This window comes from Anaerobacillus sp. ABA4_114 (genome assembly GCF_056159065.1).
This window is the reverse complement of sequence record NZ_JBSWUM010000001.1, coordinates 2,805,971-2,831,497: the sequence shown is the minus strand read 5'-3', so window position 1 is coordinate 2,831,497 and position 25,527 is coordinate 2,805,971. Positions and strand designations below refer to the sequence as shown.

At 43.6% G+C, this 25,527-nt stretch carries 30 protein-coding genes; 27 read left to right on the top strand and 3 right to left on the bottom strand.

What is annotated here, in order from left to right:
* Positions 1 to 255 precede the first annotated feature (255 nt).
* The 4 genes from ACXAEY_RS14525 (at position 256) to ACXAEY_RS14510 (ending at position 2,547) form a co-directional block, all read left to right on the top strand.
* On the top strand, positions 256 to 738 hold the full coding sequence (locus ACXAEY_RS14525; protein ID WP_270181325.1) for a competence protein ComK: 483 nt from the start codon (positions 256 to 258) through the stop codon (positions 736 to 738).
* Positions 739 to 826: 88 nt separating this feature from the next.
* On the top strand, positions 827 to 1,177 hold the full coding sequence (locus ACXAEY_RS14520; protein WP_474812803.1) for a DUF805 domain-containing protein: 351 nt from the start codon (positions 827 to 829) through the stop codon (positions 1,175 to 1,177).
* Between the two features lie 108 nt (positions 1,178 to 1,285).
* A complete protein-coding gene (locus tag ACXAEY_RS14515) occupies positions 1,286 to 2,074 on the top strand; it encodes a hypothetical protein (protein WP_474812801.1) in 789 nt (262 codons plus the stop codon).
* Complete coding sequence (locus ACXAEY_RS14510; protein WP_474812800.1) at positions 2,071 to 2,547, top strand: hypothetical protein; 477 nt, start codon at positions 2,071 to 2,073, stop codon at positions 2,545 to 2,547. Before ACXAEY_RS14515 ends, ACXAEY_RS14510 begins: the two co-directional genes overlap by 4 nt.
* Before the next feature lie 37 nt (positions 2,548 to 2,584).
* On the opposite strand, the gene ACXAEY_RS14505 is transcribed toward ACXAEY_RS14510, so the two are convergent.
* Both ACXAEY_RS14505 and ACXAEY_RS14500 read right to left on the bottom strand, forming a co-directional pair.
* Positions 2,585 to 3,436, bottom strand: a complete 852-nt coding sequence (locus ACXAEY_RS14505; protein ID WP_474812799.1) for an STAS domain-containing protein — start codon at positions 3,434 to 3,436, stop codon at positions 2,585 to 2,587.
* A gap of 181 nt (positions 3,437 to 3,617) precedes the next feature.
* Entirely contained in the window at positions 3,618 to 4,505 is an 888-nt protein-coding gene (locus tag ACXAEY_RS14500; RefSeq protein WP_474812798.1) for a TetR/AcrR family transcriptional regulator, read from the bottom strand.
* Between the two features lie 187 nt (positions 4,506 to 4,692).
* Here ACXAEY_RS14500 and ACXAEY_RS14495 point away from each other — a divergent pair, with 187 nt between their 5' ends.
* The 15 genes from ACXAEY_RS14495 to ACXAEY_RS14425 all read left to right on the top strand — a co-directional run bounded on the left by ACXAEY_RS14495 (position 4,693) and on the right by ACXAEY_RS14425 (position 18,494).
* On the top strand, positions 4,693 to 6,180 hold the full coding sequence (locus ACXAEY_RS14495) for a DHA2 family efflux MFS transporter permease subunit (protein ID WP_270181331.1): 1,488 nt from the start codon (positions 4,693 to 4,695) through the stop codon (positions 6,178 to 6,180).
* A gap of 94 nt (positions 6,181 to 6,274) precedes the next feature.
* Complete coding sequence (locus ACXAEY_RS14490; RefSeq protein WP_270181332.1) at positions 6,275 to 6,619, top strand: PadR family transcriptional regulator; 345 nt, start codon at positions 6,275 to 6,277, stop codon at positions 6,617 to 6,619.
* The gene (locus tag ACXAEY_RS14485) at positions 6,606 to 7,565 is read left to right on the top strand and encodes an HAAS signaling domain-containing protein (RefSeq protein WP_474812797.1); all 960 of its coding nucleotides are present in this window, start codon (positions 6,606 to 6,608) and stop codon (positions 7,563 to 7,565) included. Before ACXAEY_RS14490 ends, ACXAEY_RS14485 begins: the two co-directional genes overlap by 14 nt.
* A 63-nt stretch (positions 7,566 to 7,628) precedes the next feature.
* Entirely contained in the window at positions 7,629 to 8,792 is a 1,164-nt protein-coding gene (locus tag ACXAEY_RS14480; RefSeq protein ID WP_474812796.1) for an iron-containing alcohol dehydrogenase, read from the top strand.
* Positions 8,793 to 8,890: 98 nt separating this feature from the next.
* On the top strand, positions 8,891 to 9,694 hold the full coding sequence (locus ACXAEY_RS14475; RefSeq protein WP_474812795.1) for an MBL fold metallo-hydrolase: 804 nt from the start codon (positions 8,891 to 8,893) through the stop codon (positions 9,692 to 9,694).
* Positions 9,695 to 9,791: 97 nt separating this feature from the next.
* Positions 9,792 to 10,643 (top strand): arylamine N-acetyltransferase, encoded by an 852-nt coding sequence (locus ACXAEY_RS14470; protein ID WP_474812793.1) that lies wholly within the window; start codon positions 9,792 to 9,794, stop codon positions 10,641 to 10,643.
* A 365-nt stretch (positions 10,644 to 11,008) separates the two neighbouring features.
* Positions 11,009 to 11,662, top strand: coding sequence for an ABC transporter permease (locus ACXAEY_RS14465; protein ID WP_474812791.1), 654 nt, complete (start codon positions 11,009 to 11,011; stop codon positions 11,660 to 11,662).
* A gap of 16 nt (positions 11,663 to 11,678) precedes the next feature.
* Positions 11,679 to 12,671, top strand: coding sequence for an ABC transporter ATP-binding protein (locus ACXAEY_RS14460; protein ID WP_474812789.1), 993 nt, complete (start codon positions 11,679 to 11,681; stop codon positions 12,669 to 12,671).
* A gap of 4 nt (positions 12,672 to 12,675) precedes the next feature.
* The gene (locus tag ACXAEY_RS14455; RefSeq protein WP_270181340.1) at positions 12,676 to 13,413 is read left to right on the top strand and encodes an ABC transporter permease; all 738 of its coding nucleotides are present in this window, start codon (positions 12,676 to 12,678) and stop codon (positions 13,411 to 13,413) included.
* 23 nt (positions 13,414 to 13,436) lie between these two features.
* A complete protein-coding gene (locus ACXAEY_RS14450) occupies positions 13,437 to 14,345 on the top strand; it encodes a glycine betaine ABC transporter substrate-binding protein (protein WP_474812787.1) in 909 nt (302 codons plus the stop codon).
* A gap of 110 nt (positions 14,346 to 14,455) precedes the next feature.
* The gene (locus ACXAEY_RS14445) at positions 14,456 to 15,085 is read left to right on the top strand and encodes a DUF6944 family repetitive protein (RefSeq protein WP_474812785.1); all 630 of its coding nucleotides are present in this window, start codon (positions 14,456 to 14,458) and stop codon (positions 15,083 to 15,085) included.
* Between the two features lie 365 nt (positions 15,086 to 15,450).
* Positions 15,451 to 16,266, top strand: coding sequence for a hypothetical protein (locus ACXAEY_RS14440; RefSeq protein ID WP_474812783.1), 816 nt, complete (start codon positions 15,451 to 15,453; stop codon positions 16,264 to 16,266).
* Between the two features lie 18 nt (positions 16,267 to 16,284).
* Positions 16,285 to 17,532, top strand: coding sequence for a SecD/SecF family protein translocase subunit (locus ACXAEY_RS14435; RefSeq protein WP_474812781.1), 1,248 nt, complete (start codon positions 16,285 to 16,287; stop codon positions 17,530 to 17,532).
* 4 nt (positions 17,533 to 17,536) lie between these two features.
* Positions 17,537 to 18,094 (top strand): DJ-1/PfpI family protein, encoded by a 558-nt coding sequence (locus ACXAEY_RS14430; RefSeq protein ID WP_474812779.1) that lies wholly within the window; start codon positions 17,537 to 17,539, stop codon positions 18,092 to 18,094.
* A 28-nt stretch (positions 18,095 to 18,122) separates the two neighbouring features.
* A complete protein-coding gene (locus tag ACXAEY_RS14425; protein ID WP_270181346.1) occupies positions 18,123 to 18,494 on the top strand; it encodes an iron chaperone in 372 nt (123 codons plus the stop codon).
* A 49-nt stretch (positions 18,495 to 18,543) separates the two neighbouring features.
* Here the strand turns inward: ACXAEY_RS14425 and ACXAEY_RS14420 are convergent, their stop codons facing one another.
* On the bottom strand, positions 18,544 to 19,911 hold the full coding sequence (locus tag ACXAEY_RS14420; RefSeq protein WP_474812777.1) for an AMP-binding protein: 1,368 nt from the start codon (positions 19,909 to 19,911) through the stop codon (positions 18,544 to 18,546).
* Positions 19,912 to 20,155: 244 nt separating this feature from the next.
* On the opposite strand from ACXAEY_RS14420, the gene ACXAEY_RS14415 reads away from it, so the two are divergent.
* From ACXAEY_RS14415 to ACXAEY_RS14380, 8 genes are all read left to right on the top strand, one after another.
* Entirely contained in the window at positions 20,156 to 21,091 is a 936-nt protein-coding gene (locus ACXAEY_RS14415; protein WP_474812775.1) for a sigma-70 family RNA polymerase sigma factor, read from the top strand.
* Positions 21,092 to 21,216: 125 nt separating this feature from the next.
* Positions 21,217 to 22,026, top strand: a complete 810-nt coding sequence (locus ACXAEY_RS14410) for an aminoglycoside adenylyltransferase domain-containing protein (protein ID WP_474812773.1) — start codon at positions 21,217 to 21,219, stop codon at positions 22,024 to 22,026.
* Complete coding sequence (locus tag ACXAEY_RS14405) at positions 22,026 to 22,370, top strand: VOC family protein (protein ID WP_474812771.1); 345 nt, start codon at positions 22,026 to 22,028, stop codon at positions 22,368 to 22,370. The genes ACXAEY_RS14410 and ACXAEY_RS14405 overlap by 1 nt, the downstream gene beginning before the upstream one ends.
* 134 nt (positions 22,371 to 22,504) lie before the next feature.
* Positions 22,505 to 22,633 (top strand): VOC family protein, encoded by a 129-nt coding sequence (locus tag ACXAEY_RS14400; RefSeq protein WP_270181351.1) that lies wholly within the window; start codon positions 22,505 to 22,507, stop codon positions 22,631 to 22,633.
* Positions 22,634 to 22,750: 117 nt separating this feature from the next.
* Positions 22,751 to 23,494 (top strand): alpha/beta fold hydrolase, encoded by a 744-nt coding sequence (locus tag ACXAEY_RS14395; protein ID WP_474812769.1) that lies wholly within the window; start codon positions 22,751 to 22,753, stop codon positions 23,492 to 23,494.
* Positions 23,495 to 23,541: 47 nt separating this feature from the next.
* The gene (locus tag ACXAEY_RS14390; protein ID WP_270182027.1) at positions 23,542 to 24,123 is read left to right on the top strand and encodes a sugar O-acetyltransferase; all 582 of its coding nucleotides are present in this window, start codon (positions 23,542 to 23,544) and stop codon (positions 24,121 to 24,123) included.
* A 28-nt stretch (positions 24,124 to 24,151) separates the two neighbouring features.
* Positions 24,152 to 24,898 (top strand): SDR family NAD(P)-dependent oxidoreductase, encoded by a 747-nt coding sequence (locus tag ACXAEY_RS14385; protein WP_474812767.1) that lies wholly within the window; start codon positions 24,152 to 24,154, stop codon positions 24,896 to 24,898.
* On the top strand, positions 24,891 to 25,442 hold the full coding sequence (locus ACXAEY_RS14380) for a DUF4269 domain-containing protein (protein WP_474812765.1): 552 nt from the start codon (positions 24,891 to 24,893) through the stop codon (positions 25,440 to 25,442). The genes ACXAEY_RS14385 and ACXAEY_RS14380 overlap by 8 nt, the downstream gene beginning before the upstream one ends.
* The last annotated feature ends 85 nt before the right edge of the window (positions 25,443 to 25,527 follow it).

Sequence of the window (25,527 nt, the reverse complement as noted above, 5' to 3'; positions counted from 1 at the left end):
TGAAAATATTCCAGAAATTGAAAAAGGAGTTGGCAGTCCTCGTGTTCGCATGAGGGTTTTGAAGTGTGCAATTTTTGATGTCGATAGGAGGATGGACTGGTACATAAGAGACCTCTGAATGCAGTTCCTGGTAAGAGTACATTCAGAGGCGTCGCTGGTTTAAGAAACCAACTTTCATAAGTATACCGCTTCTTAACCATAAGTGGAACTGAAATGGGTGTTCCTGAACAATATACTGAAGGGGATAAAAAGAGAATGACAATTTTATGCGAAGAAATGGTTTTAGAGTACGAAATCAGCCGTACAACGGAAGCGTTGCTACCGGCAAAAGAACTTGTGAACGAAACGAGAATCTACGATCGATCAGGCGTTTATTTATCGAAACGAACTCAGATCGATTTGATTCGAGATGCTTGCCTTGAAGGGGGATCTACATATGAAGGACGACGAAAAGCGATGGTATATCATCTGAAATATGAGCACCAAACGCCAATCGTCATCTCTACCTCAAACGGAATATGCGCCTTTCCTACTGAATCCCCTGATAATCTTGAGTGTTCCTGGATCTTCTATCACCATGTGAGGAACATGACATCACTAACTAAGAATTCGTCGATGGTCCATTTTCATAGTGGTTTAAAGCTAGAAGTCCCCGTATCGCTTTCGAGGCTTCAGAAACAAATGGAAAGGATGGGACGGTGTATCAGTCACTACTCAAATAATCCGGTCTATTGTTAGCACAAAAAAGTCGTACATTCCTCTCTGTCCGAATATACATTTAGTTGTAGCTTGCAAATCATCAATGTGAGACAGAGGAGGAATCGCGATGAGCTGGTATTTGAAGGTGCTAAAGGATTATGTGAATTTTAAAGGAAGAGCTCGACGGAAAGAGTATTGGATGTTTTTTCTTGTTCACGTCATCATTTGTGTTCTTCTTTCATGGATTCAAACTGCAGCGGATATGGGGGTTGCGCTCACTTCTATCTATACACTCGCCGTTTTCCTGCCATCGTTAGCCGTCACCGTTAGACGCTTGCATGATACCGGTAAAAGTGGTTGGTGGGTACTGATTTCACTCATCCCGATCATTGGTTCGATCATTTTGATCGTTTTCCTAGTACTCGATAGTGAGGATGAAAACAAGTACGGTTCAAGTCCTAAACTTGCTCAGATTTAAGGAAAACTGCCAGTGCTTCGGTGCTGGCGTTTTTTTTTTATGAAATGGATAGTATTTTCTAATATAAGTAAAATAAAGAATGACTGATAAGTAGAAGGTGTTTAAAACATGGACAGTTATTCGAACGACAATACAGCAAGGCGCTATAGGGCACATGTGAGTACGTGGGGAACCACACAACTTCATTTGCGGAATCCGTATGTAATGGCATGGTGGTCAGCAGCGTTTCCCGGGTTTGGTCATTTGCTGCTTTCAAAATATATACGAGGGTTCATGTTATTTGCTTGGGAAGTTATCGTAAATATGAATGCTCATGTCAATACCGCTATGATTTATTCATTTCAAGGTGAAATACAGCAGGCGAAGGAAGTATTGGATACAAGGTGGTTACTTATCTACATACCAGTCTACCTTTTTGCGATATGGGATACTTACCGAACGACCGTAGATATGAATAAAGTGTATATTTTAGCTGATATGGAGGATCATCGAATCAATACATTTAGTATGGGTGCGTTTGAGGTGAACTATTTGGATAAACGGAGTCCAATCATGGCTGCATTATGGTCTTTCTTAATGCCTGGCCTAGGGCAGTTGTATATACACCGCATTTTCACAGCCTTTTTTATTGTTGTATGGGGGGTAACGTTTTTCTACTATTCACAAGCTCTTGAGGCTGTCTCCTTACTTTTCTTAGGTGAAACGAGTAAAGCGACTTCAGTAATAAAGCCTGATTGGCTGTTGATGCTTCCTTCTCTTTATGGCTTTGCGATTTTCGATGCATATATAAATACCGTTGAAAATAATAAGCTTTATAAAAAAGAACAAAGGAGATATCTCCTAAATACGTATCAGTCTCCAAGTTTCATTATTAAGAAAGGAACGAAGATGTCATGAAGCGTGTGCAACTATTCTCCACGTTCGAAAATCATTCCTACCTTGAAATTGCAATTACAAACCTTGAAAAGCAGGGCATCCCAAGTGAAAAAATATACGCAGTGCCGCTTGACAAACGAGCAGAAACGAAAAAGCTTTTTGATACACTTCACAGCTCTGATGGTATATCCCTTATCGACATTGGCTTACCGTTAGCTACTGCATTTTCCGTCATTACTGCAAGCATCGGATTTGAGTTAGCATGGGGACCGATCTATTGGGGCCTAATCGGAGCGGGGGCAGGTTTCGTATTAGGCGTTATCATCAGGTTAATCATCTTTTGGCAAACAGAGAAGGGGAAGAAAAGAGTGAGGGGGAAACAAGCGGATTTGATTTTGATCGTAGAGTGTGAGCCTTCCATTAGTGAAAAAGTAGAGAAGATCTTATGGGAACATTTTGCGATGGGACTAGCAAAAGTTGAAAGTGGAACGTAACAAGAAAGGCTGTAGAGATGTTCTCTACAGCCTAATATTATTCTTCATTTTCCATCTCTGTACTATTTGTCATTGCCTGAGCAAGGTTCGATGTGATGTTCACTGATCCGAAGTCGATACCGAGCTGTACGGCGGTTTGAGCGATCTCAGGGCGAATACCTGAAAGTGTAGTTGATACACCGATGAGCTTGAGACCTGTGAGCAATTGGAAGATTTGTTGAGCGACCATCGTGTCGACCATGTAGACGCCTGACAGATCTAAGAACAAATGATTGACGCCTTTTTCAATACAGCCTGTCAGCGTGTTATCGATGATGGCTGAAGCGCGTTCATCGTCGATGTCGCCGATAATTGGTAGAAGTGCATGTCCTTTTTGTAGAGAAATCAATGGAGAGCTTAGATCGTTGATCGTTTTCTGCTGCTCTTCAATTCTCTTGTTGAGATGCTCCGCCTTTCCTTCAAACACACGCATCATGACGATATCAAACGAGTCATAGATCACCGTTTTCCAAAGATCGATCTTTTCTTGTGGAATCGGGTAGTCTTGCTGGTTGATAAATTCTTGTATGTACGTAAGGTACTGCTCACGAACCCTTAAAAACTCCCTCATAATCAAATGGGTAGGGGTTTTAATGTGCTCTGCATCCGTAGCAATCTCCATGATCCATTCATCGAATTCTTTGAAAAACTGTTCTTTTTCCATCACAAATATTTTGCAAAGATGGTGATGAAACGCCATGTTCTGAGCTTTAAGGTTCTCGATCACCTTCGGATCATTTGATGAGTAAACGCCCTCTGGATCTGATTTATCAAGTGATTGGTACCATTCTTCGTTTAGCTGCTCTGCTTTACTTAACAGAAAATCATGGAGCTCTATATTCCGTTGCATATCATTTTCTCCTCTCAAACCTTCTCGATCTCGTATCTGATTTAACCTTAGGTCTAGATGTACAGTGGTATATCATTCAATAGAAGACAAAATGAGCGTGCATTCGTCAAAAGATTGCATCATTCCTTCTCATGTTACTGAAGAAAATGGAGAAGTGCAAACATTAAATAGTAAAAGGAAGTTAGGCGCGTGCCTGACTCCCTATAATAATCTTTTCTACTTTCTCAAGGTCGCGAGAAACAGAGGAGGGAATAGAAGATTGAAGTGTTGTGAGGGCGCTCTTCATCAAGTGATGACGAGGGTCTTTCGACTGCGTGAATTCGTCTCTAATAAATTCAAGAAGCTCACTGTACTGCGCATAATCATCTGAAGATTTTAGCTTCTTCTTCATACAAAGGATCGCGTCGTTCAGTAACTCTTTCCGAGATTGGTCTTTAAGCTCTGCATCAGGAAGCCAGTTTTTGAGATCATCTGGTTCAATCAACTGTTCACCGCTCTCAGTTACTTCTTTCACGATTCTCTCAATTCGGTTAACCGTGTAGTTCACGACGAGCTGAATGTTCACGGTAGAACCGTGGGTACGCGCGTAATATTTTGTGTTGTGATGAAGAATGCCTAGAAACATAATCGCACAATCAAGTAAGTAAGGTTTAGCATCCACGCTGAACAAGTCCTCAAAACGATGATAAACCCACTGCAGCATCCTCGCCTGACTTTCCTTGATGTACTCTTTAATCTCTTCATCTGGTGATAGAACAACTTCTTCAAAAAGCGTGAGAAGGCGGTTCTTTCGATTCGTGTTCATTTGTGTTTCGATCTGCTTCTTAAAAACTTCGATATTTGCAGAATCTTTTCCAGTTAATAAGCGATCGCGCTTTGCCTCCATTTCATTCAATAACGTTTTGAAGAGCGCGATCAAAAGCTCGTTCTTTGATGAAAAGTAGTTATAGAACGTTCCTTTTGAAATACCTGTATAGTCGAGAATATCTTGAATCGACGTTGCGTGAAAGCCTCTGTCGATGAAAAGTTCATGAGATTTAATGATTACCTGTTGTTTTCGATCGTTCACTGTATCATCACCCTGTGTATTAATGTACTACCTGTATAAATTTGATAATACATCATTTTCTGATAAAGAACAAATGCCTTTGTAGAAGGAGATACAAAGGTGTTGATTAAAATGAACCGATGGTATAAAATAGTTGTAGTGAACTTGTAGTATAAAAAATGAACTGGTAGTATAGGAGAGGATCAACATGAATGCAGCAGTTAATGAAACACCTCGTCCACAGTATGGCGTTCTTGCTGTACTCATCGTCGGAGCGTTCATTGCATTTTTAAATAATACACTTTTGAATATCGCACTTCCGTCCATTATGGCGGATTTACAAATCGGTACAGCTACCGTTCAGTGGCTGACGACTGGATTTATGCTCGTGAATGGAATCCTGATTCCTGCCACAGCTTTTTTAATTGAAAAATTTTCTGTACGACGCTTGTTTCTAGTAGCGATGGGATTGTTCTCAATTGGAACGATTATTGCTGGGATGGCAGATGTATTTCCTGTTCTGTTAGGAGGAAGAATGCTGCAAGCGTCAGGATCAGCAATCATGATGCCGCTACTGATGAACGTAATGCTTGTTAGCTTTCCGATAGAAAAGCGCGGCGCAGCGATGGGGGTTTTCGGCTTAATCTTGATGGCAGCACCAGCAATCGGCCCAACGCTATCAGGGTGGATCATCGAACATTACGACTGGAGAATGCTGTTTCACTTCGTCACTCCGATCGCAATCAGTGTGTTACTGTTAGGTTTCTTCTTATTAAAGGATAAAAAAGAGAAAGTAACGTTAAAGCTCGATCTTCTGTCACTCGTTCTATCGAGTGCAGGTTTCGGAGGCATTCTATATGGATTCAGTTCTGCAGGCAGCAAAGGCTGGGAAAGCCCGCACGTGACGGTCACACTTGCAGTAGGCGTGATTTCACTCGTTACCTTTATCGTCAGACAGTCGAAACTAGAACGACCGATGCTGAACTTTACGATTTTTAAATATCCAATGTTCGCCTTATCGTCTTCGATTACGATGGTGATCAATATGGCACTGTTTTCCGGCATGCTGCTATTGCCGATTTATGTTCAGACCATTCGTGGTATCTCGCCGTTTGATGCTGGCCTCATGATGTTACCAGGTGCGCTCGTGATGGCACTCATGTCACCGATAACCGGTAAACTTTTTGATAAATACGGTGGTCGCATCCTAGCGATGACCGGTCTAACGATTACGGTAGCGACTACTTACTTATTTAGCACGCTATCGTTCGAAACGACCTACACGTATTTAATGATTCTTCATGCCGTACGAATGTTTGGAATGTCGATGGTGATGATGCCTGTCTCAACGAATGGGCTGAATCAGCTGCCAGCGAAGTTCTATCCGCACGGCACAGCGATGAACAACACGTTGAATCAGGTTTCTGGTGCGATCGGTACAGCACTACTCGTTACGGTGATGTCGACTCGAACCGAATCAACAGCTTCAGAGCTAGCTGTATCGGGAGTTAGTGAGCAGCAGATCATGATGAAAGCGATGCTTGAAGGGATTAACTTTGCTTTCTTCGTCGCAACATTTATAGCGGGTGTCGCACTGCTGTTAGCATTCTTCATTAGGAGACCAGGAAGAGTCGAAGAGCAATCAGACAAACAATCAGACGAAACAATCATCGTAAGGGGTCAGGCGCGTGCCTGATCCTTTCTTTTTTTTATTGCTGTTTCTCACACATTACTGTATGATACATAGTATAGATAGTGTACGACATACAGTAATAGAAAGCAGTGATGGTATGACGTTGTTGAATTCTTTAGTAACCGAGCTTAGAAGGGGGACATTAACCCTTGCTGTGCTCAGTCAGTTGAGATCTCCGCAGTATGGGTATTCACTCGTTCAGTCTCTTGAAAAGTCAGGGGTCACGATCGAACAAAGCACGTTATATCCACTTCTACGAAGGCTAGAAAAGCAAGAGCTTGTCACGAGCAGTTGGGATACGACGGAGAAGAGACCAAGAAAGTATTATGTACTGAGTGAATTTGGAACAGAAATTTATGGCCAATTAAAGGAAGAGTGGGAGAAGACTTCTGCGGAACTTCACTCCCTTCTGAAAGGAGACGAATCACGTGAAGTTGATTGAAGCGTATATTGGAGAAGTGACGAGAAGGCTGCCAGAAAAGGAGCGGGAAGATATCGCCCTAGAACTAAGGTCAACGATCTATGATACGCTGCCTGAAGATTACAGTGAAGAAGAGGAGAAGGCTGCATTACGTGAACTTGGAAGTCCGTTTATGTTGGCGAACGGTTATAAAAATTGGCCCATGCATCTTATTGGGCCGAAGTATTTTGAGTCGTACGTTTCGCTACTGAAAATTCTTCTGCCAATCGTCCTCCTCATCTCTTTTCTTTCGTTATTAACCGTGGATTTCATCGAGCATTCCGGAGTCATCTCGGTAATCGAGATCTTCTGGATGGCGATAGGAAATGCGTTCGCTGTCTTCTTTGATGTTACGCTCCAGGTCCTCTTCTGGGTGACGCTTGGGTTTGTGATTTTCGAAAGAACAGAGCATAAAAAGGAAACGATAAAGAAATGGTCACCTGACGACTTGAAAAAATCACCGAGTTATTTAACTGAGAAAGCTGTTAAGAAGATGGAGATCTTTTGGGATCTTTTTTGGACGGCTGTACTTGCGGCACTTTATTTCAATGCATCGAGTCTGATCGGTGTAATCCAAAATGGAGAAATGGCCGCACCTCTATTCAATAACGATGTGTTGCTTTCATATTGGCCGCTTGTCGTAGCTGCTTTGATCGGTGAGGTTCTCCTCGCAGCGTATAAGCTAGTGGCTGGGGTTTGGACGAAGCGAATGGCGATTCTAAATACGCTTCAACTTGCCTTTTCGACAACCGTCTTCCTCTTGATCATTTTTAATAACAACATTATTCATTCCAAGATCGCAACTTATTTTCCATTACCGGAAAGTTATCTAGAACGTACTCTCATCATCACTGCGATTGTGGTGGTTGGGATCAACGCATACGAAGCTTGGAAAGGATTCAAAAGAGGGAGTCAGGCACGTGCCTGACTCCTTTCTGTTTCAATATGATAAACTAACTAACGTAATCAAACTTAAAACTGAGGTGCAACAATGAATACATTTCTACAATACAATCCAACAAAGCTTTATTTTGGTAAAGGTCAGATGGAGCAGCTATCATCTGAAATCAAAAAGCAATCGAACGTGCTCGTCGTATACGGAGGCGGAAGCATTAAGAAAAACGGTGTTTACGATAAAGTGATGGAGCAGCTCTATTCTGTAGGTGCAGAGATTCATGAGCTATCAGGCGTAGAGCCAAACCCGCGGTTAACCACAGTTCGTAAAGGGGTCGAGATCTGTAAAAATGAAGGAATCGATTTTCTTTTAGCAGTAGGTGGAGGTAGCGTGATCGATTGCACGAAGGCAATCGCAATCGGTGCGAAGTATGATGGTGATGTATGGGAGCTCATCACGCAAAAAGCGCCGATTGAGGATGCACTACCAATCGGAACGGTACTTACGCTAGCCGCTACAGGTTCAGAAATGAACTCCGTATCAGTAATCACCAACTGGGAAACGAAAGATAAGCTCGGCTGGGGATCTGTGCTTGTTTATCCTACGTTTTCGATTCTAGACCCAGAGAATACATTCTCAGTACCAGAAAATCAGACGGTGTACGGTATTGTCGACAGCATGTCTCATGCACTCGAGCACTACTTCCATCGAACGGAGAACACGCCGATGATCGATGGGTTCATCGAATCTCTTTTACGTACTGCGATCGAAACTGGGCCGAAGCTCGTAAACGAGCTTCACTCGTATGAGCATCGAGAAACGATGATGTACATCAGTACGACAGCATTTAATGGTACGCTGATGAACGGTACTGACGGTGGGGACTGGGCGACACACCGCATCGAGCATGCGATTTCAGCCGTGTACGATATCCCGCACGGTGGAGGACTTGCGATCCTATTCCCAAACTGGCTCGAGCATGTGCTTGAAGAAGATCCATCTCGTGTGAAGCAGCTTGCGGTTAACGTGTTGGATGTCGATCCATCAGGCAAGAGCGATGAAGAGGTTGCACGTGAAGGAGCGCGCAAACTTCGAGCGTTCTGGAACTCGATCGGAGCACCGAGCACGTTAGGTGATTATGACATCGATGACAGTGAGTTCGAAACGATCGTAGAAAAGACGTTCATCAAGCCAGGGGTAGGGACGTATAAAGAGCTTGATGGTGAAAGTGTAATGGATATATTGAATCGTTCGAAGTAATGAAGAAAAGGGTGGTATCTTTCACAGGTACCACCCGTTTTTTGTCGAAGGGAATGTGGAATAGGAAAGAGAAATGTTAGTTATAGGAGCGTGAAGGTATGATTCAATTCCAGAAGAAGAATGTAACCGTGTTTCAAAGTTCGTTATATATGACGACCTCAGCAGTGATCGAGACAGATGATGCCGTGATCATGACGGATCCGAACTGGCTACCGGTTGAGGTAGAGGGGATTAAGAAATACGTTGAAAGTATTCTCGGCAGCAAGCAACTTTATATCATCTACACACATAACGACTATGACCATATCATTGGAGCGGGTGCCTTTCCTAATGCGGTTGTAATCGCTTCTGAAACGTTCGCTACGTATCCAGATAAAGAGAAAATCGTTCAAGAAAACCGAGAGTTTGATGAAGCGCGTTATTTAGAACGCTCGTATGAGCATGTTTATCCTGAAGTCGATGTGGTCGTAACACATGATGAACAGAAGCTTGAAGTGGGAGACGTCACGTTAACGTTTTACAAAGCGCCGGGACACACAGACGATGGGATCTTCACCGTCGTCGAACCGTATGGCATCTTTCTTTCGGGTGATTACTTATCAGACGTCGAATTTCCTTTCATAACAGGGAGCTATCTCGATTATGTTCGGACGATCGAGAAAGCTGAGATGATTTTTTCTCGATACGATATCAAGCTGCATGTGCCAGGACACGGTCGAACAACGGAAGAGAAGCGTGAAATGGAGAGCCGCCTCGACTTTACGAAGCACTACCTTCAACAACTACCAAATGAAGATGATGGATTACGAGAACACATGAAGGAGAAGTTTACGTTCTTCAATTTTATGAGTGGTGTTCATGATGATAATAAAATGGTCGCTAAGCGGGAGCTCGGAAAGTGAAATGTCTAGATACAAAGTCTAAGATGAATTTCCTCCTTTAGAAGGCTGAACAATGAGTCTTTTTGAAATAAGATAGAAGACAGAGAGGAGGAACACGATGACATTACCGTATTGGGCACAGAGATATCTAGAGCGATTAGGGATCGAACAGGAGCCGCCAACATTATCTTTTCTTGAAAAAGTGTGTCGAGCACACCTAAACGCTGTCCCCTTTGAAAACATTAGTAAGCTTCTGTATTTGAGAGATTTTGAGAAGAATGGCTTTCATATTCCGCCGATCGACGTATACGTAGAAAACATGTTTCAGTTCGATTATGGCGGCACATGTTACACAAACAACTCTCATGCATTGACTCTATTAAAAGAGTTAAGATTCAAAGGCTATCACGTACAGTTAGGGTCTTCTCATATCGGCATTATCATCGAGCTCGATGGAGAAAGGTGGTATGCAGATTTTGGTTCTGCCTCTCCTTTTTTCAAGCCGGTTAACTTTGAGAAAGACCATGATAATCTCACCGCATATGATATCGAGGAAATAAGAATTATTCCGGACCCTAACCAAGAAGGCTTTTATCGCTTCGTACGCTATCGAGATGGCAAGGTTGTGAAAGATGACTGGGACTTCAAGCCGGATGAAGGGAAGGAGTTTGGAGAGTTCACTGAAACGGTTGAGCAATCCAATAAACCAGGTGCTTTCTTTCTTACTCATTTGCGCTGTCACCACTATCAGTTAGAACAAAACCGGACGCTTTCTCTCATCAACAACAAGCTGTCGATCAAGTATGACGACCAGCGTGTGGAAGAAGTAATGCTAACTACGCCTGAAGAAGTTAAGGAAGTGATGGAGAAAGAGTTTCACCTCAATAATCTTCCTGTAAAAGAAGCGATCGACGTCCTAGGTGAATTAGGAGTCGATGTTTTTAATAGAGAGAACGCGACGAAAGTTTAAGAAGTTTATGTTAATCCCAGAATGTGGTAAAATTTATGGTAAACAATGCATGAAAGGAGGGAGTGCGGTGGGATTCATCATTGCACTTTTAACGATCCTATCATCTGCAGGCTTCCTTTATTACATGGGGAAGTCCGGACAAAAGTGGGACATGAGTCAGGGTGAAGAAGAGTAACCTCTTCTCTTTTGATCGTGTTATTAAGAGATTTAACAAGTTGATTAGGAAAGCACATTCCAAGCTGAGGAATGTGCTCTTTTACGTTCTCTAAAGAGCGTATTCTTGGGAAAGAAGACGAATTACAGTTATTATGTTAACATGGTACCTGTTGTAATTATAGGGAATTAAAGGTTAAGGAGGGATTATATTGGATAAATGGTTTAAGTTTCTTGAGATTAATGCACCGCGAATCTTTGATTTAACGATAGAACATGCCATCTTGGTCGGAGCAGCGATCCTTGTTGCACTATTGATCGGAGTTCCTCTTGGCATTTATTTAACAACGAATGATTATCTGGCTGAGACGGTCCTTCAAATCGCGTCAGTCATGTTAACCATACCGAGTATCGCGCTATTCGGCGTCATGATTCCGATCTTTTCGATTGTGAATCTTGGTATTGGATTCGTGCCAGCATTCGTTGCGCTTGTGTTATACGCGCAGCTACCCATTATACGGAATACATATACCGCAATCCGTAACGTGGATCCCGAGATGAGGGATGCAGCGATCGGGCTTGGAATGAAACCGATTCAGAGGCTGTTTCGCGTCGAAATACCGAATGCTTTCCCAGTCATTATGGCGGGTATTCGAACGGCAGTCGTAATCAACATCGGAATCGGTGTAATCGCAGCTTATATCGGTGCAGGTGGTCTCGGCGTTCTGATCACGCAGGGAATCACGCGTGGAGATAATTACTTAATCATAACTGGGTCTGTTGCAGTAGCAATATTAGCAATGATCGCAGATGGATTCTTGATGTGGATTCAAAAAAGGTACACACCAAAAAGCATTGCGAATTAAAGAGTGAGGTGCAGAGATGATAACTTTCGATAAAACGACGAAAACATACGATGGCGGCGTCACTGCTGTTAAAGGTGTGGATTTTACAGTTGAAAAAGGAGAAATTGTTGTGTTGCTCGGACCATCTGGGTGTGGGAAAACGACGCTGCTCCGGATGGTAAACCGTCTGGAATCGATATCTGATGGGAAGATCATGATCGATGGGGAAGATTCGATGTCACTAGATTCGATCGAATTACGAAGAAAGATCGGGTACGTGATTCAAAGTAACGGATTGTTTCCGAACATGACGATCGAAGAAAACGTCATGATCGTTCCAGATCTTCTAGGATGGAGCAAAAAGGATAAGAAAGAACGATTCAAAAAGTTGATGAACATGATCAGCATGGATAGTGAGAAATTCGGTAAGCGCTACCCGCATGAACTTTCTGGTGGTCAGCAGCAGCGAATCGGCGTCATCCGTGCGCTCGCTGCAGATCCTCCCGTTATGCTCATGGATGAACCGTTCGGTGCGCTCGATCCGATCATTCGTGAAAAGATTCAAGATGAATTTCTACAGATTCAAAAAGAAGTGAAGAAAACGATTCTGTTCGTTAGTCATGATATCGATGAAGCGATCAGAATGGCGGATAAAATCGTGCTACTACGTGGAGGCGAGCTAATGCAGTACGACACGCCATCCGAAATGCTCGTTCGACCGAAGAGTGAATTCGTGCGAGAATTTTTTGGGAAGGACCGTGCGATCAAGAGCTTGAGCCTCCATACCATCCGTGAGCTGCAAGACATCATCGGGCTTGCGGAGTTTGATGAGGGCATCACAGATACGATCACGATCAATGTAAACCATGACCTACGTAATACGCTCTCGATGCTATTAAACCAGGAAGCCGATCAGGTGATCGTTGTCGATGATGAAGGAGATAAGCTCGGTGCGATTACGATCGATATCGTGCAGAAGTATCTACACTTCGAAATCAAAGCGAAGCCGACCCTGGTAGAGAAAGGGTGATGGTATGAATAAGAAGAAGGTTATTAGTCAAATCGTTCGCTATTCTGTTTATGGACTGGTCGCTTTGTTCTTTTTCTACGCGATCAGTAACAATTATTTCGGCTATATTTTCAGTGAAACATCGACGTTTCTATTACTTGTGAAGCAGCATATGCAGCTTGTCTTACTCTCTTCTGGACTCGCTTTGATCGTAGCGATCCCTGTTGGCATTCTTGTTACGAGGAAAAGCTTTCGACGAGCTGAGTGGATCGTCTCGAATACGGTGAACCTCGGTCAGACGATTCCGAGTCTCGCTGTACTCGCTTTGATGATCAGTATCCTTGGTATCGGATTTCAGACAGCGGTTTTCGCCCTGTTCGTTTATTCACTGTTACCGATGTATCGAAATACGGTAGCTGGCATCGACTCGATCGATGAGAATTTAATTGACGCTGCGAGAGGGATGGGGATGAAGCCCCTTCAAATTCTTTTAAGAATCGAACTTCCGAATGCTGCGTACTCGATTTTAGCTGGAGTACGAACGGCGATCGTATTGAACATCGGTACGGCAGCCCTTGCCTATGTTGTTGGAGGCGGAGGTCTTGGCGTTTGGATCTTCACTGGAATTCAACTTTTCGATAACGGCTACTTAATATCAGGGGCGATCCCTGTCACGCTACTCGCCATTTTTGTTGACTACTTACTGCGTCTACTCGAGCGACGGATCGTGCCAGAAGGGTCTCGTCCACCGCAAGAATTGTAACGGTAATGACAGGAGGTGTTTTTATGAAGAGAAAATTTATGAGCGGCGTCCTTCTCGTCGCGATCATTTCGATGCTGACCTCATGCTCCACGCTCGGAATCGGTGGGAAGCAAGTTTCTGTTGGGGGTAAGAACTTTACTGAACAGTACCTTCTTTCTGAAATGACGACGTTTCTTTTGGAGAAAGAGGGGTTTGATGTGAAGCAGATGAACAACCTTGGAAGCTCGGTTGTTCGAAAAGCACTCGAAAACGAACAGGTTGATTTGATGTGGGAATATACCGGAACAGCTCTGATCACGTACATGGGACAAGATAAGATCTCTGATCCAGTTAAGGCGTTCGAAAAAGTAAAAGAACTCGATAAGAAGAATGATATCGACTGGATGAACATGTCTAACGTGAACAATACGTACGCGATTGCGATGAAAGAAGAGAAGGCAAAGAAACTCGGAATCGAATCGATCAGTGATCTCGCAGCGTATATCAATGAGAACCCAGGAGAGCTTTCGATCGCTTCAGATGCAGAGTTCGCAAACCGACCGGACGGTATTCCTGGCGTAGAAAAAACGTATGGCTTTGAATTTGATTCGAGTCAAATCAAGCAGATGGACATCGGATTAACGCAACGAGCGCTGGATAATGGTCAGGTTGATCTCTCGGTTGCTTATGAAACGGATCCAACGATCGTAAAATACGGCTTGGTTACATTAGAAGATGATAAGAACTTCTTCCCGCCGTACCGAGCAGCTCTAACGATCAATAAAGAAATCTATGAAAAATACCCAGAGATCGAGGAAATTACTGCACCACTAGCTGAAGAATTAAACAGCGATATCATGCGTGAGTTGAACTACAAAGTGGATATTGAAGGAAACCCTGTTTCGATCGTTGCGCACGATTGGCTTGTGGAAAATGGATTGTTAGAGGAATAGGGAGAAGGTGGCAGACATCAGCGTCTGTCACCTTTTTTATGAGATGGGGGAAAGCTGTTACGCGTTCGTTTTTCTAGAATAAGATAAAGAAGGTGAGGAGCGTGTGTAGAATGGAGGGGAACGGCGAAGGATTAATCGTCTCAGGAGCATGGATTCAAACGATCGGGGCAGCGGTGGCTGCGATCGGGAACACGATTGCTGCTATGGATAGAAGCGAAGAAGATGAACGAGTCAGCAGCGAACTTTATATCCTAGGTAACGCAGTCGAAGCGACGGGAAATTCCCTCCAAGCGGTCGGTCAAACGAAAATTCAGGAAAGTGAAGAAGAAACGCTCGGGATTGTAGGAGACTGGTTTCAGGCTGCTGGGAATATTGCAAACGTAGTCGGCGGAACGATCGTACTCAATGACGATGTGGAGGAAGGACTGAGCATTGATATTCTTGGTGACGTCATCCAATCGATCGGTGCGAGCTTCGAAGCTCAAAGTTCTAGTCTGCTAGATTCAGATTATGCGGCTCTGATTGCAGCAGGCCAGAGGGTGCAATCGATCTCTGTTGCGATCGAGGCGATTGGCCTCGTGTATATAACGAAAGGAAAAGATAAGGTAGGACAGCAGCTGATCGCGATCGGAAGCTATGGACAAACAGCTGGTGCCGCGCTTTCTGCAATCGGGTATACGAAAGAGTACAACCGACCGCGGTTATTCCATGATTGGAATAGCGGATATTATTATTTGTAGGTAATGCCTTTATGAGAAAAAATGGAACTTCATGCTTTTCAAATTCGTACATAGTAGTAGCGCTACTTTTGGAGGTGGTTTAGTGGAGCTGCTCGTGATCGGATTAGGCTTTTTATTCTTTTCAAATTTGGTCGGAGTGAAGAAGCAAACATACCTTCAGGGTTTAACGAAAAACACATAAGGGACAAGTCGCTGCTAGGAATGGTAGTAGGAGGATGGTTACTTCTCCCGATAGGTCTCATCTTCATTTTACATAGTTTTATAGACTATCCTTATGAGGGGATTGTGATTGGAAGTGCGAAGGTGCTTCTCTTAACGAGCGTGTATGTGTTGATCAACAGAAAGCTGTGACCGGAGGTGTTTTATTGATTGCAGAGATGTTTAAGCGTAGAGAAAAATACGCGTATTTAGGTTTGATTGTCGTCACCGTTTTTAGCGGTGTTTTTCTTGCTTTTAATTTGCCAAAGACAAACGGTGAGTGGGCAGAAATGATCGTGCTGCTGCTTCCGATTCTATTTCTCGCCTTCATCGCATTAATCAGTCGTAAGAAATATAACGAGGTGAAAGGAGTTGATTTTCCTCAATCGCATTCATCCCTTCTCGCGTGTGATCACCTTATTCTAAAACAAGATGCTGCTATGATGCCTAGGCTTCTTTCGTTTGAGAAAGATGGAAGTTTTGTTGGAAGGTATCAGTTGGTCGATGTTAAGTGGTGGCTTTACCCCATCGCTCTTTTTCAGTCTTCTATGCTTTCTCTCATTCCGCATCGGGTCGCTTTTTTATCGAACGAAGGTAAAAAGGTATTCTCTTTCAGGCGGGAAGGATTCAAGAAAACAAAGGTCACGATTTATGATCATGAAGATCAGGTGATCGGTACATATGAACAAGAAGAGTTTAAGAGTTTGGTTAATCTGAACGGAGAATTAAAGGATGAGAATGGATCAGTCATTTTACCGGTGAAAGTTGCTGGGTTCTCTGGAGATTTTCATTTAAAAGATGAGGATGGACATCGGTGGGCATATTTTTACAATGGGCGATTTCCGCATGAGTATACAAAGATTTTTAAAGATATGGACAATGATATCGTTGAGGTTTCAAATCGGCTATCTGAAAGAGATAAAGTCCGCCTGCTTAGCTTCATAGGCTTTATTTTTATGGAGCGGAGTTTTAAGGGACGATAGTATGGAGCGGCTATTTAAATGAAGAAAAGCTGGGTGATCTCAACGTGTCTTACTATTGTCCTGATCTTCTCATCCATTCTTGCTACTTGGAAACCGATCGCAGAAGAACTGAAACTTGGCCTCGATCTGCAAGGTGGATTTGAAATTCTTTATGAAGTTCAAGACCCGTATGAAGGAAGAGGCATTGAAAAAGAGAAACTAGTAAAGCAGACCGCATCGATCATGCGAGATCGCATCAATCTATTAGGGATAAGTGAACCGATAATCCAAGTCGAAGATGAAGAACGCATTCGCGTTCAGCTCCCTGGCGTGCAGGATCAGAACGAGGCGCGTGATATCTTATCGATCGGAGGGAACATCACGATACGGGATACGGATAACGATCTTATCTTATCTTCAGAAGAGTTTTCTTCTATTAAAATCGTAGAGGTACCAGGGGGTGCACCACCTCAGGTCACCATCGAGTTTCGTGAAGATGTAGATATGCAGCGCATTACAGAGAAGTACCTGGGCGAGACGCTTGTCCTTTGGCTCGATTATGTAAAAGGAGAATCTTACAGCGCGTCTCACCCTAACGTTATTTTTGATGGTCCTGTGTCGATGACGTGGTCTTACGACGGGGTAGCGCTCTCAAGTGATTTTACGAACGAAGAGGCGAATAAACTTGCGAAAGTACTTAGTACGGGTGACTTACCTGCTCCGATCGAAGAGATTTACTCGCGCTCAGTTGGAAGTCAGCTCGGTGAGAAGGCACTGAACAATACGATGTTGTCATGCGGAATCGCGATACTATTGATCTTTTTGTATATGGTTTGGAATTACCGTTATCTGGGGATGATTTCGGTTCTTTGCATGGTATGCTACCTCTATTTGACGTTCGCCATCTTTGTATTCTTAGAAGGTGTGCTCACGCTAACAGGATTGGCAGCGTTTATTCTTGGCCTCGGGATGGCGGTCGATGCGTCGATCCTAACGTTTGAGCGTTTGCGGGAAATCAAGAGAAGGGGAGCTTCGTTCGAAACGCTCGTGATGGAAGCCTCTAACCGTTCGTTTATAACGATTGGGGATGCACAAATAACGACCGCAATTGCTGCTTGTGGACTGTTTATCTTTGGCGTTGGCGCAGTAAAAGGGTTTGCTGTCATGCTATTCATTTCAATTGTTACTGGGTTCTTAACCTGTTATGCATTGTTAAGACTGCTACTCTACATGATTGGTGAGGCGAGAATCGTAGAGTGGTATGAGAGAAGAAATAGAAAGGATTGAAGGGATGAAGGCATTATTTTTACTGTATGACGGCTATGTAGAATGGGAAATCAGTACGCTTAGCTATATTTTTAGTGAAACGGACGTCGATATCGAGACCACCGCTCTATACCGTGAAGTGACGAATAGCGGGAAGTTCAATATACGTGTGAGCAAGACCGTGAGCGAGTGTTCACCAGACGACTATAATATTTTAGTTATCCCGGGTGGTGACCCAGAGCTACTATTAGAGGAAGAGAAGTTTTTGAACCTTATCCAGAGTTTTGATGAGAAAAAGAAGTGGATCGCGGCGATATGTGGAGCTTCAACATTCCTCGCCGCGAGTTCAGTATTAGGTGAAAGGGAGTATTCGACTTCAATTGAAACAGAAGAGTTTCCGACGATCTTTGAGGTTGCAAACAAAAGCAAAGCGGACGTAACGGTTTGTGAAAACTTGATTACCGCTGAAGGAAATGCGTACATAGAATTTGCGGTAGCAGTCGCAAAACAGCTAGATCTGTTTGAGAACCGTGAAGATGAATTGGAAACAGTTCTGTTCTTTAAGAATCAGCTGAGAGGCTAGGACTGTGCTTAGTAGAGGAGGGAATGGAGTGGAAACGTTTGAAGACTATCTTAGCAAAATCGAAGAGCCTGAGCACCGCGCTCGAATGGAGGAAGTGTTCGATTGGGTTGAGGAGAAGTATCCAAACTTAGAGCGAAGGATTGCATGGAACCAACCGATGTATACCGATCATGGCACATTTATTATCGCTTTTAGTAAGGCGAAGAAGCACATGTCGGTCGCACCAGAGCGGGTCGTGATGGAGCGTTTCGCTGATGATATCGATGCAGCTGGATATGATGCCACAAAAGAGCTCGTGCGAATTCCGTGGAACAAACCGGTGAATTATGGGCTGCTTGAGAAGATGATCTCGTTTAATATTCGGGATAAAGCGGAATATACGAGTTTTTGGAGGAAGTGACTGTGTTGCAAAAGACGCCTGCTTTATGAGCAGACGTCTTTTTGTGTACCTAGTTCTGTTCGACAGCTTTCGAGCTAATCCGGGTGGTACCTGTCACCGTAGCGGTGCGGTGGTCAAAGACTCGCTTTGCTTTTCCTTCAGAGCGGGGAAGGGCGGACGGTTCTTTTAAGAAGACTTCCATCGAGACGAGTGCTTCGGTTTTCACCATCAACGCGATTCTTGACGTTAGCTCCTGTGCAGCTGGATGGCTGAAGGTTTGATCATTAAGAGACTTATAAAATTCTTCTGATACCTCCACATGGAGTTCCACGTGATCCATAGGGCCTTTCTTATGAAGGTGGATTTGATAATGAGGTACCAGTTCATCTAAGTTGCAGATGAATCGTTCGATTTCAGAAGGAAACACGTTCACCCCACGGATGATCAGCATGTCATCGATCCTGCCTTTTACCCGGCTCATTCTCGTCGTCTTCCTACCACATTCACAAGGCTCACGGGTTATCGAAGCGATATCTCCTGTCCGGTAACGGATAGTGGGTAACGCTTCTTTTGTAAGGCTGGTAAACACAAGCTCACCGTCTTGTCCGTCTTCAACAGGCTCAAGCGTATTAGGGTCGATCACTTCAACGAGAAAGTGGTCATCAGCGATGTGAAGACCATCCTGACAATCTACGCATTCTTGTGCAACGCCTGGACCGATCACTTCACTGAGACCATAAATGTCGGTCGCTTTAAGGTCGAACATCCGCTCGATCTGACTCCTCATCCCTTCTGACCAGGGTTCGGCCCCTAGTATTGCGATTTCTAGCGAAGTTGAAGCAGGGTCGATTCCTTGTTGGATCATTGCTTCTCCGATACTTAATAAATAGGATGGCGTACAACATATGATCCTCGGTTTAAAGTCCTGTATGAGGGAGATCTGCTTTACGGTGTTTCCACCAGATACGGGAACGGTCGCACAGCCTAGTTTTTCTGATCCGACATGCAATCCGAGGCCACCCGTAAAGAGTCCATACCCATAAGCATTATGAAGAATATCGCCTTTTCGACCGCCTGCTAACGCGATTGCTCGAGCGACGATTTCGCCCCAGCTCTCTAGATCGTTCTTCGTATAAGCGACAACGGTCGGCTTACCACTTGTGCCTGAAGAAGCATGAATTCGGATGATGTCTTCCATCGGACTTGCTAGTAGATTAAAAGGATAGTTTTCTCTAAGGTGATGTTTTTGCGTGAATGGGAGTCGGCGGAGATCGTCTAAGGTGTTGATCTCTTCTGGGGTGATATGAGCTTCCATGAATGAATCGCGGTAAAACGGGACGTTTTGAAATGCACGCTTTACGGTGTTCTGTAATCCTTTTAGCTGATGTTTTTTCATTTCACTAGGATTCCAACCTTCACACTCTGAGTAAGTAGCCATTTCCCCATCTCCTTATATGAGATTTTTTTCACGGTTTATGTATTACGCGTTATATTTAAAGTAGTCCTTTATGGAAGCGCTGTCAATTTATTTTGAAAATTTAGACACCAATTAATTGGAAATAGTTCGAAAGTCGTTGTCTTCATGCATTCGACAAATTCCGGGCGGTACCAGGCACAGATTTCTGTATAATTTTCGTGTGCTCATACGTTATACATAATGAAAACATTCTAAGGAGGATTCGATGGAGAGGTATCAGAAGGAAAAGGATCTACAGACCTTTACTGAGAAGAACCGTGATTTAAAGTCTGAATTCGATGGATTGATCGAAGAGTACAAACAAGATCTATGGAACTACTGCCGTTATATCACAGGGTCACCGTGGGATGGAGAAGATTTATTTCAAGAAACCATTCTGAAGGCGTTCGGTGGACTTTATCAAAGATGGCATCCGACAAATCCTAAGTCATACCTTTACCGTGTCGCAACAACCACCTGGATCGACCACTGTCGGAAGCAAAAGCGGATCGTCGGAACGTTAGAAGAAGGGGACATGCCTACTGAGGAGTTTTCAGATCGATTAGATGCAGAAGAGGCGTTGACGCATCTAGCAAATCTATTCACACCAAGAGAGTCTGCTACCTTCTTACTAAAAGAAGTTTTCTCTTTCAGCGCGAAAGAAGTTGCGGGGATCGTTCGCACAACGCCAGGAGCTGTGTATGCGAGCGTAAGACGGATGAAAGAAAAGCTGCGTGAAACCAGCTTAGAAGAGCGCAGTAAGGAAAGCGTTGACCATAACAATCCAGTAATTAAGAAATACTTGAAGGCGTTAAGCGATGGAGACGTGGATGCTGTATTAAGCCTCTTTAGTGAAGAGGCGCAAAACGATGTAGGTCTAGGGTTTCAAGAATATTCAAAGAACGAGATGCGTTCCGGGTCTATGCAGTTTGGGTTACCTGGCTTCCGAGCGGAGCCGTTGGTGCTTTGGGAGAAGCCGGTTATCGTGGTCTTTTATGAAGATGAAGAAGGAGCAAAGATTCATGATATCCAGTATCAAGAAGTTGAAAATAATAAGGTCGTCTACCATCGTAGCTTCTACTTCAGGAAGGAAATGATTTTTGCTGCAGCGAAGGAGCTAGGGTTTCAGCCACAGGTGAATAAGCCCGCTGCCGATTGGTAAAGAGAAGGTGCCTGGTACCGCCCGTTTTTGCTCGATGTTTGTCGAACGAGAGCGGGCAGGTTTTTTGGTGATTATGTTGAACGTGATATAGGTGAGGAAATGAGTAATGAAATAGGAGTTGTGTCATGAGTAGTAGCTGGTATAACTGTTCAAACGAAATAAAAGAGTTTGTACAAAATGCAGTAGACGAGATGAAAGCCATTCTGAAGGAAGGTTTTGTTGGCTTTTATCTTCATGGGTCTCTTTCGATGGGTGGATTTAATCCTTCGAGAAGTGATATCGACATGATCGTTGTAGCCAAAAGGGAGTTAACGAGTGAGGAGAACGAGAAGCTGGCAACATACCTCCTTAAGGCTTCAAACAACCCATATCCAATTGAAATTAGTATTCTCACACTAGAGCATTTACAAGCATGGAAGCATCCGTGTTTTTATGAGTTTCACTATAGTGAAGACTGGCGTGAGCGATATGAGCTTGCAATACAAAATGAAGATATCCAGTACATCGCAGATTTGAAAGGAGAAGACCCTGATCTCGCAGCACACCTCACAATCTTAAACTCTAGAGGGGTCTGCATTGAGGGACCTCCGATCAAAGAGCTTTTCCCTATGATTCCGTACAAAGACTATGTTGCTTCTATTCTATATGATTATGATGACTGTCTAGATGATATAGAGGAGAATCCAGTGTACTGTGTGCTAAACATCGTACGCGTTTATCTGTACTTACTCGATGGAGTGATTTCATCAAAACAAGAAGCAGGGGACTGGGGCAGGAAAGAGTTTACTGGAGTAATTGGTAAAACGATCGAAAAGGCTTACGAAAATTATGCAGGTATGAAAGAGCGTTCGTTTGAGAAAAGCGAACTTTCAGCAGTGAGAGAATATTTTCGACCAAGAGTTAAGAGTTTGATTAACTATAAGGAGGGCATGTGATGCTCGAACGAATCGATACGTTTTGTTTAAGAGTGCGTGATGTTGAGCGAGCGAGTGAGTGGTATCAAAAGAATCTAGGTTTGAAAGAGACCTTTCGTGATGATGGGTATCGCATTTTAAGTGTGGGTGATAGTAGCGTTCCAATCACGATTGAGGAAGGTGAACCATCTAAATCTAAGCACCAGAACTATCCGATCTTCTTCACATCAGCGATTGCTGAGACTTATGAGACGTTTAAGAGCCGTGGTGTTGAGGTAAGCGAGCTGCAGCGTGATGACGTGAATACGTTCTTCGACCTTTATGACATTGATGGAAATCGAATGCAGGTTTGTTTCTGGGAGTAAAAAGGAGTAGGGGGAAATGAAAGTTAAACGGAGATTGTAGCCAACATTGAAGCGGATGATTTGGCGAAAGCAAAGGCGCTTTACAGATATATTTGGCATTGAAGAATTGATGAATCTTAGTTGGATCGCGACGTATGGTTCAGCGGACGGCGCAAATCAATGCAGCTATAGATGGAGGTTCCAATATTCCTACTCCTGATCTTTCTATTGAAGTGGATGATCTAGAGGAAGCGCTTTGGGTGATGAAAGAAGCGAGAGTTTGAGCATGGTCCAATAGATGAGCCATGGGGAGTCAGGCGTTTTTTCGTAAGAGATCCTTTTGGAAAGATGCTCAATATTCTTTGTCATGCTAATGAATGAGATCAACAGGAGGAGATGAAATGATTTTACATACAAAAACATACGGAGAAGGCGAACCTGTTGTTTTATTGCACTCAGGATTACAAAATGGAGAAACTGACTTCATCGAACAAAGAAATTCATTACAGCAAAGCAGAAAGGTTATAGTGCCGGATCTAAGAGGCCATGGGAAATCAGTGAATGATGATTTTTCCAATTATTTCAAAGACGCTGCAGAGGATTTGAGAGATACGATAGACCATTTGCATCTAAATCAGATTCACTTAGTCGGTTGTTCGTTAGGTGGACTAGTTGCTTTGCTATTTGCCAAAACGTTTTCGAATCGACTGCTGAGTGTAACGTTATCAGGGATAACAGCTGATCGACCGGATCATTGGAACGAATCTCATGCAAAAGAAGTGACGTTTCAAACAGAACTTCTTCAAAACCAGGAAGTTGTTGCTCAACTTGATCAGCTTCATAGTGGTGATTGGAAGCAGTTTATCTATATGGCTCGCGATGTGAATTGGTATCCGTTTGAACTTACTTCAGATATCGATGGTGTCCATGTACCTGTATTGTTTATGGTCGGTGAAGGAAATCATGATGAAGTGAAATCTGCTTCAAAATACCAGCGGATGCATGAAAATGTTCATGTTAGTGTCCTGCCGTTTGCTTCTCACCTTGTCCATAGTGAGCAACCTTCCTTGTATACAGAGATGTTAACAGCATTTTTGGATCGAGTAGATAAAAAGAATCGCAATCTGTTGGAGTCTACCAGTTGAGTGGTAAGCTCCCATTGTATTCGTTTGATGAATGGGGATGAAAAATGATGAAAACCGAAAAACAAAAGATGCTAGACGGAGAACTGTATAATCCAGGTGACGAAGAACTAATCATTGATCGCCTTCGTGCTCGACGAATGACGAGATTGTATAATCAAACGATCGAAACAGATCACAAAGAGCGATCACGGTTAATAAAAGAACTATTTGGTTCTACGAAGGAAAACGTGGGCATCGAACCAACGTTTAAATGTGATTATGGGTACAATATACACGTTGGAGAAAACTTCTTTATGAACTTTGATTGTGTGATCCTCGATATTTGTGAGGTGCGTTTTGGGGATAATTGTATGTTAGGTCCAGGGGTTCATATTTATGGTGCGACGCACCCTCTAGATCCAGTTGAACGTAATTCTGGAAAAGAATACGGGAAACCAATCATCTTCGGTGATAACGTGTGGATTGGAGGAGGTGCAATCATTAATCCAGGAGTGACGGTTGGAGATAATGTTGTCATCGCTTCCGGAGCAGTTGTCACAAAGAGTATACCAGATAACGTAGTCGTTGGAGGCAATCCAGCGAAGAAGATAAGAGAGGTGCCACACCGTTCGACAAATAGCGGGCGGTGACAGGCACCATGAAAGAAAGAGGGGTACTATGCCAGATTTAAAGAACCAAATTATACTTATCACCGGCGCTAACAGAGGTCAGGGGCGAGCGATTGCGGAGCACCTCGTCACGCTCGGAGCAACAGTTGTTGTCGCAGCCCGAAACTTTGAAAGTGCAGTGGCCGTTTGTGATGAGCTAGGTGACGAACGAGCTTACCCGATGCAGCTAGATGTTACGAGTGAACAACAATGGCAGAAGGCTATAGCTGAGTTAGAAGAGAAGTTCGGGAAGTTAGATGCTCTCGTGAACAATGCTGGCGTCCTAAAACGAAAAGCGTTTCAAGAAATAACCGTTGAAGACTACCAGGAGCTCATCAACGTAAACCAGCTCGGTGTATTCCTCGGCATGCAGGCAGTTCTACCTTTGATGGAAAAACAGCAGAAAGGATCGATCATCAACAACGTCTCGATCTCTGCGTTTGCACCGATCGGGAAGTCCACTGCCTATGCTGCGACAAAAGCGGCTGTTGTAGCCATGTCAAAAGCAGCAGCCATCGAAGTGGGACCTAAAGGAATTCGGGTGAACATGATCCACCCAGGTGGAGTGGAGACCGAAATGGCAACACAGGGGCAAGGTGTACCATCTTTCTATGAATCGGTTCCTCTCGGTCGAATCGGCCAGCCGATCGAGATCGCAAGAGCTGTTGCCTTCCTTGCTTCAGATGAAAGCTCTTATTGCACAGGAACTGAAATTGTGGTGGATGGGGGCATGACGCTAGGATCTGCGAATGTGTAGTCCAGAATCGATCGGCCGCAGCTTTTTTTCCTCGATGAAATTTGGCAGTGAGAAGCAAAAGAGCGCTTATCGTGCAATCGATGTATTAGGGATTATGAAGGATCTAAAAACGTATCATCCAGTACTTTGCGGAACCATTCCAATCGGGATCGATCTCGATAGTTCAGATCTTGATATCGTGATGGAAGTGAACGATGCTGAAGAGTTTGATCGGAAGGTTACAGAATTATATGGGACGAAAGATGAGTTCAGATTAAAGAGAACGATGATCAGAGGGAGAACCATCATTAAAGCTAATTTTTGGTTTCAAGGGTTTGAATTTGAACTGTTCGGACAAGCGGAACCAGTTCATAACCAGTATGCGTTTCTTCACATGGTGATCGAGTATGAGCTCATGAAGAAACAACCGGGTTTGAAGGAACGTGTGGTCGAACTTAAAAAACAAGGACACAAAACAGAACCAGCTTTTTGTAGGTTGCTTGGAATTGAAGGTGATCCGTACGAAGGGCTGATCCAATATGGTAAAGAGTTTGAATTAATCTAAACGATCGCTTTAAGCAAGAAGGAGGGAAGATACCTCCTTCTTTTCTTTGAGAATCGAGAGTTGCATTTGGAATTTTATGCTAAAC

Excerpts from the sequence above, each read along its gene's own strand:
- ACXAEY_RS14435 (WP_474812781.1), top strand. The coding sequence starts at position 16,285 with ATGAAGAAAAGCTGGGTGATCTCAACGTGTCTTACTATTGTCCTGATC.
- ACXAEY_RS14445 (WP_474812785.1), top strand. The coding sequence starts at position 14,456 with ATGGAGGGGAACGGCGAAGGATTAATCGTCTCAGGAGCATGGATTCAA.
- ACXAEY_RS14495 (WP_270181331.1), top strand. The coding sequence starts at position 4,693 with ATGAATGCAGCAGTTAATGAAACACCTCGTCCACAGTATGGCGTTCTT.
- ACXAEY_RS14520 (WP_474812803.1), top strand. The coding sequence starts at position 827 with ATGAGCTGGTATTTGAAGGTGCTAAAGGATTATGTGAATTTTAAAGGA.
- ACXAEY_RS14490 (WP_270181332.1), top strand. The coding sequence starts at position 6,275 with ATGACGTTGTTGAATTCTTTAGTAACCGAGCTTAGAAGGGGGACATTA.
- ACXAEY_RS14505 (WP_474812799.1), bottom strand. The coding sequence starts at position 3,436 with ATGCAACGGAATATAGAGCTCCATGATTTTCTGTTAAGTAAAGCAGAG.
- ACXAEY_RS14405 (WP_474812771.1), top strand. The coding sequence starts at position 22,026 with ATGCTCGAACGAATCGATACGTTTTGTTTAAGAGTGCGTGATGTTGAG.
- ACXAEY_RS14420 (WP_474812777.1), bottom strand. The coding sequence starts at position 19,911 with ATGGCTACTTACTCAGAGTGTGAAGGTTGGAATCCTAGTGAAATGAAA.
- ACXAEY_RS14395 (WP_474812769.1), top strand. The coding sequence starts at position 22,751 with ATGATTTTACATACAAAAACATACGGAGAAGGCGAACCTGTTGTTTTA.
- ACXAEY_RS14430 (WP_474812779.1), top strand. The coding sequence starts at position 17,537 with ATGAAGGCATTATTTTTACTGTATGACGGCTATGTAGAATGGGAAATC.
- ACXAEY_RS14390 (WP_270182027.1), top strand. The coding sequence starts at position 23,542 with ATGAAAACCGAAAAACAAAAGATGCTAGACGGAGAACTGTATAATCCA.
- ACXAEY_RS14510 (WP_474812800.1), top strand. The coding sequence starts at position 2,071 with ATGAAGCGTGTGCAACTATTCTCCACGTTCGAAAATCATTCCTACCTT.
- ACXAEY_RS14455 (WP_270181340.1), top strand. The coding sequence starts at position 12,676 with ATGAATAAGAAGAAGGTTATTAGTCAAATCGTTCGCTATTCTGTTTAT.
- ACXAEY_RS14385 (WP_474812767.1), top strand. The coding sequence starts at position 24,152 with ATGCCAGATTTAAAGAACCAAATTATACTTATCACCGGCGCTAACAGA.
- ACXAEY_RS14460 (WP_474812789.1), top strand. The coding sequence starts at position 11,679 with ATGATAACTTTCGATAAAACGACGAAAACATACGATGGCGGCGTCACT.
- ACXAEY_RS14515 (WP_474812801.1), top strand. The coding sequence starts at position 1,286 with ATGGACAGTTATTCGAACGACAATACAGCAAGGCGCTATAGGGCACAT.
- ACXAEY_RS14415 (WP_474812775.1), top strand. The coding sequence starts at position 20,156 with ATGGAGAGGTATCAGAAGGAAAAGGATCTACAGACCTTTACTGAGAAG.
- ACXAEY_RS14475 (WP_474812795.1), top strand. The coding sequence starts at position 8,891 with ATGATTCAATTCCAGAAGAAGAATGTAACCGTGTTTCAAAGTTCGTTA.
- ACXAEY_RS14380 (WP_474812765.1), top strand. The coding sequence starts at position 24,891 with ATGTGTAGTCCAGAATCGATCGGCCGCAGCTTTTTTTCCTCGATGAAA.
- ACXAEY_RS14470 (WP_474812793.1), top strand. The coding sequence starts at position 9,792 with ATGACATTACCGTATTGGGCACAGAGATATCTAGAGCGATTAGGGATC.
- ACXAEY_RS14410 (WP_474812773.1), top strand. The coding sequence starts at position 21,217 with ATGAGTAGTAGCTGGTATAACTGTTCAAACGAAATAAAAGAGTTTGTA.
- ACXAEY_RS14480 (WP_474812796.1), top strand. The coding sequence starts at position 7,629 with ATGAATACATTTCTACAATACAATCCAACAAAGCTTTATTTTGGTAAA.
- ACXAEY_RS14525 (WP_270181325.1), top strand. The coding sequence starts at position 256 with ATGACAATTTTATGCGAAGAAATGGTTTTAGAGTACGAAATCAGCCGT.
- ACXAEY_RS14400 (WP_270181351.1), top strand. The coding sequence starts at position 22,505 with ATGGTTCAGCGGACGGCGCAAATCAATGCAGCTATAGATGGAGGTTCC.
- ACXAEY_RS14450 (WP_474812787.1), top strand. The coding sequence starts at position 13,437 with ATGAAGAGAAAATTTATGAGCGGCGTCCTTCTCGTCGCGATCATTTCG.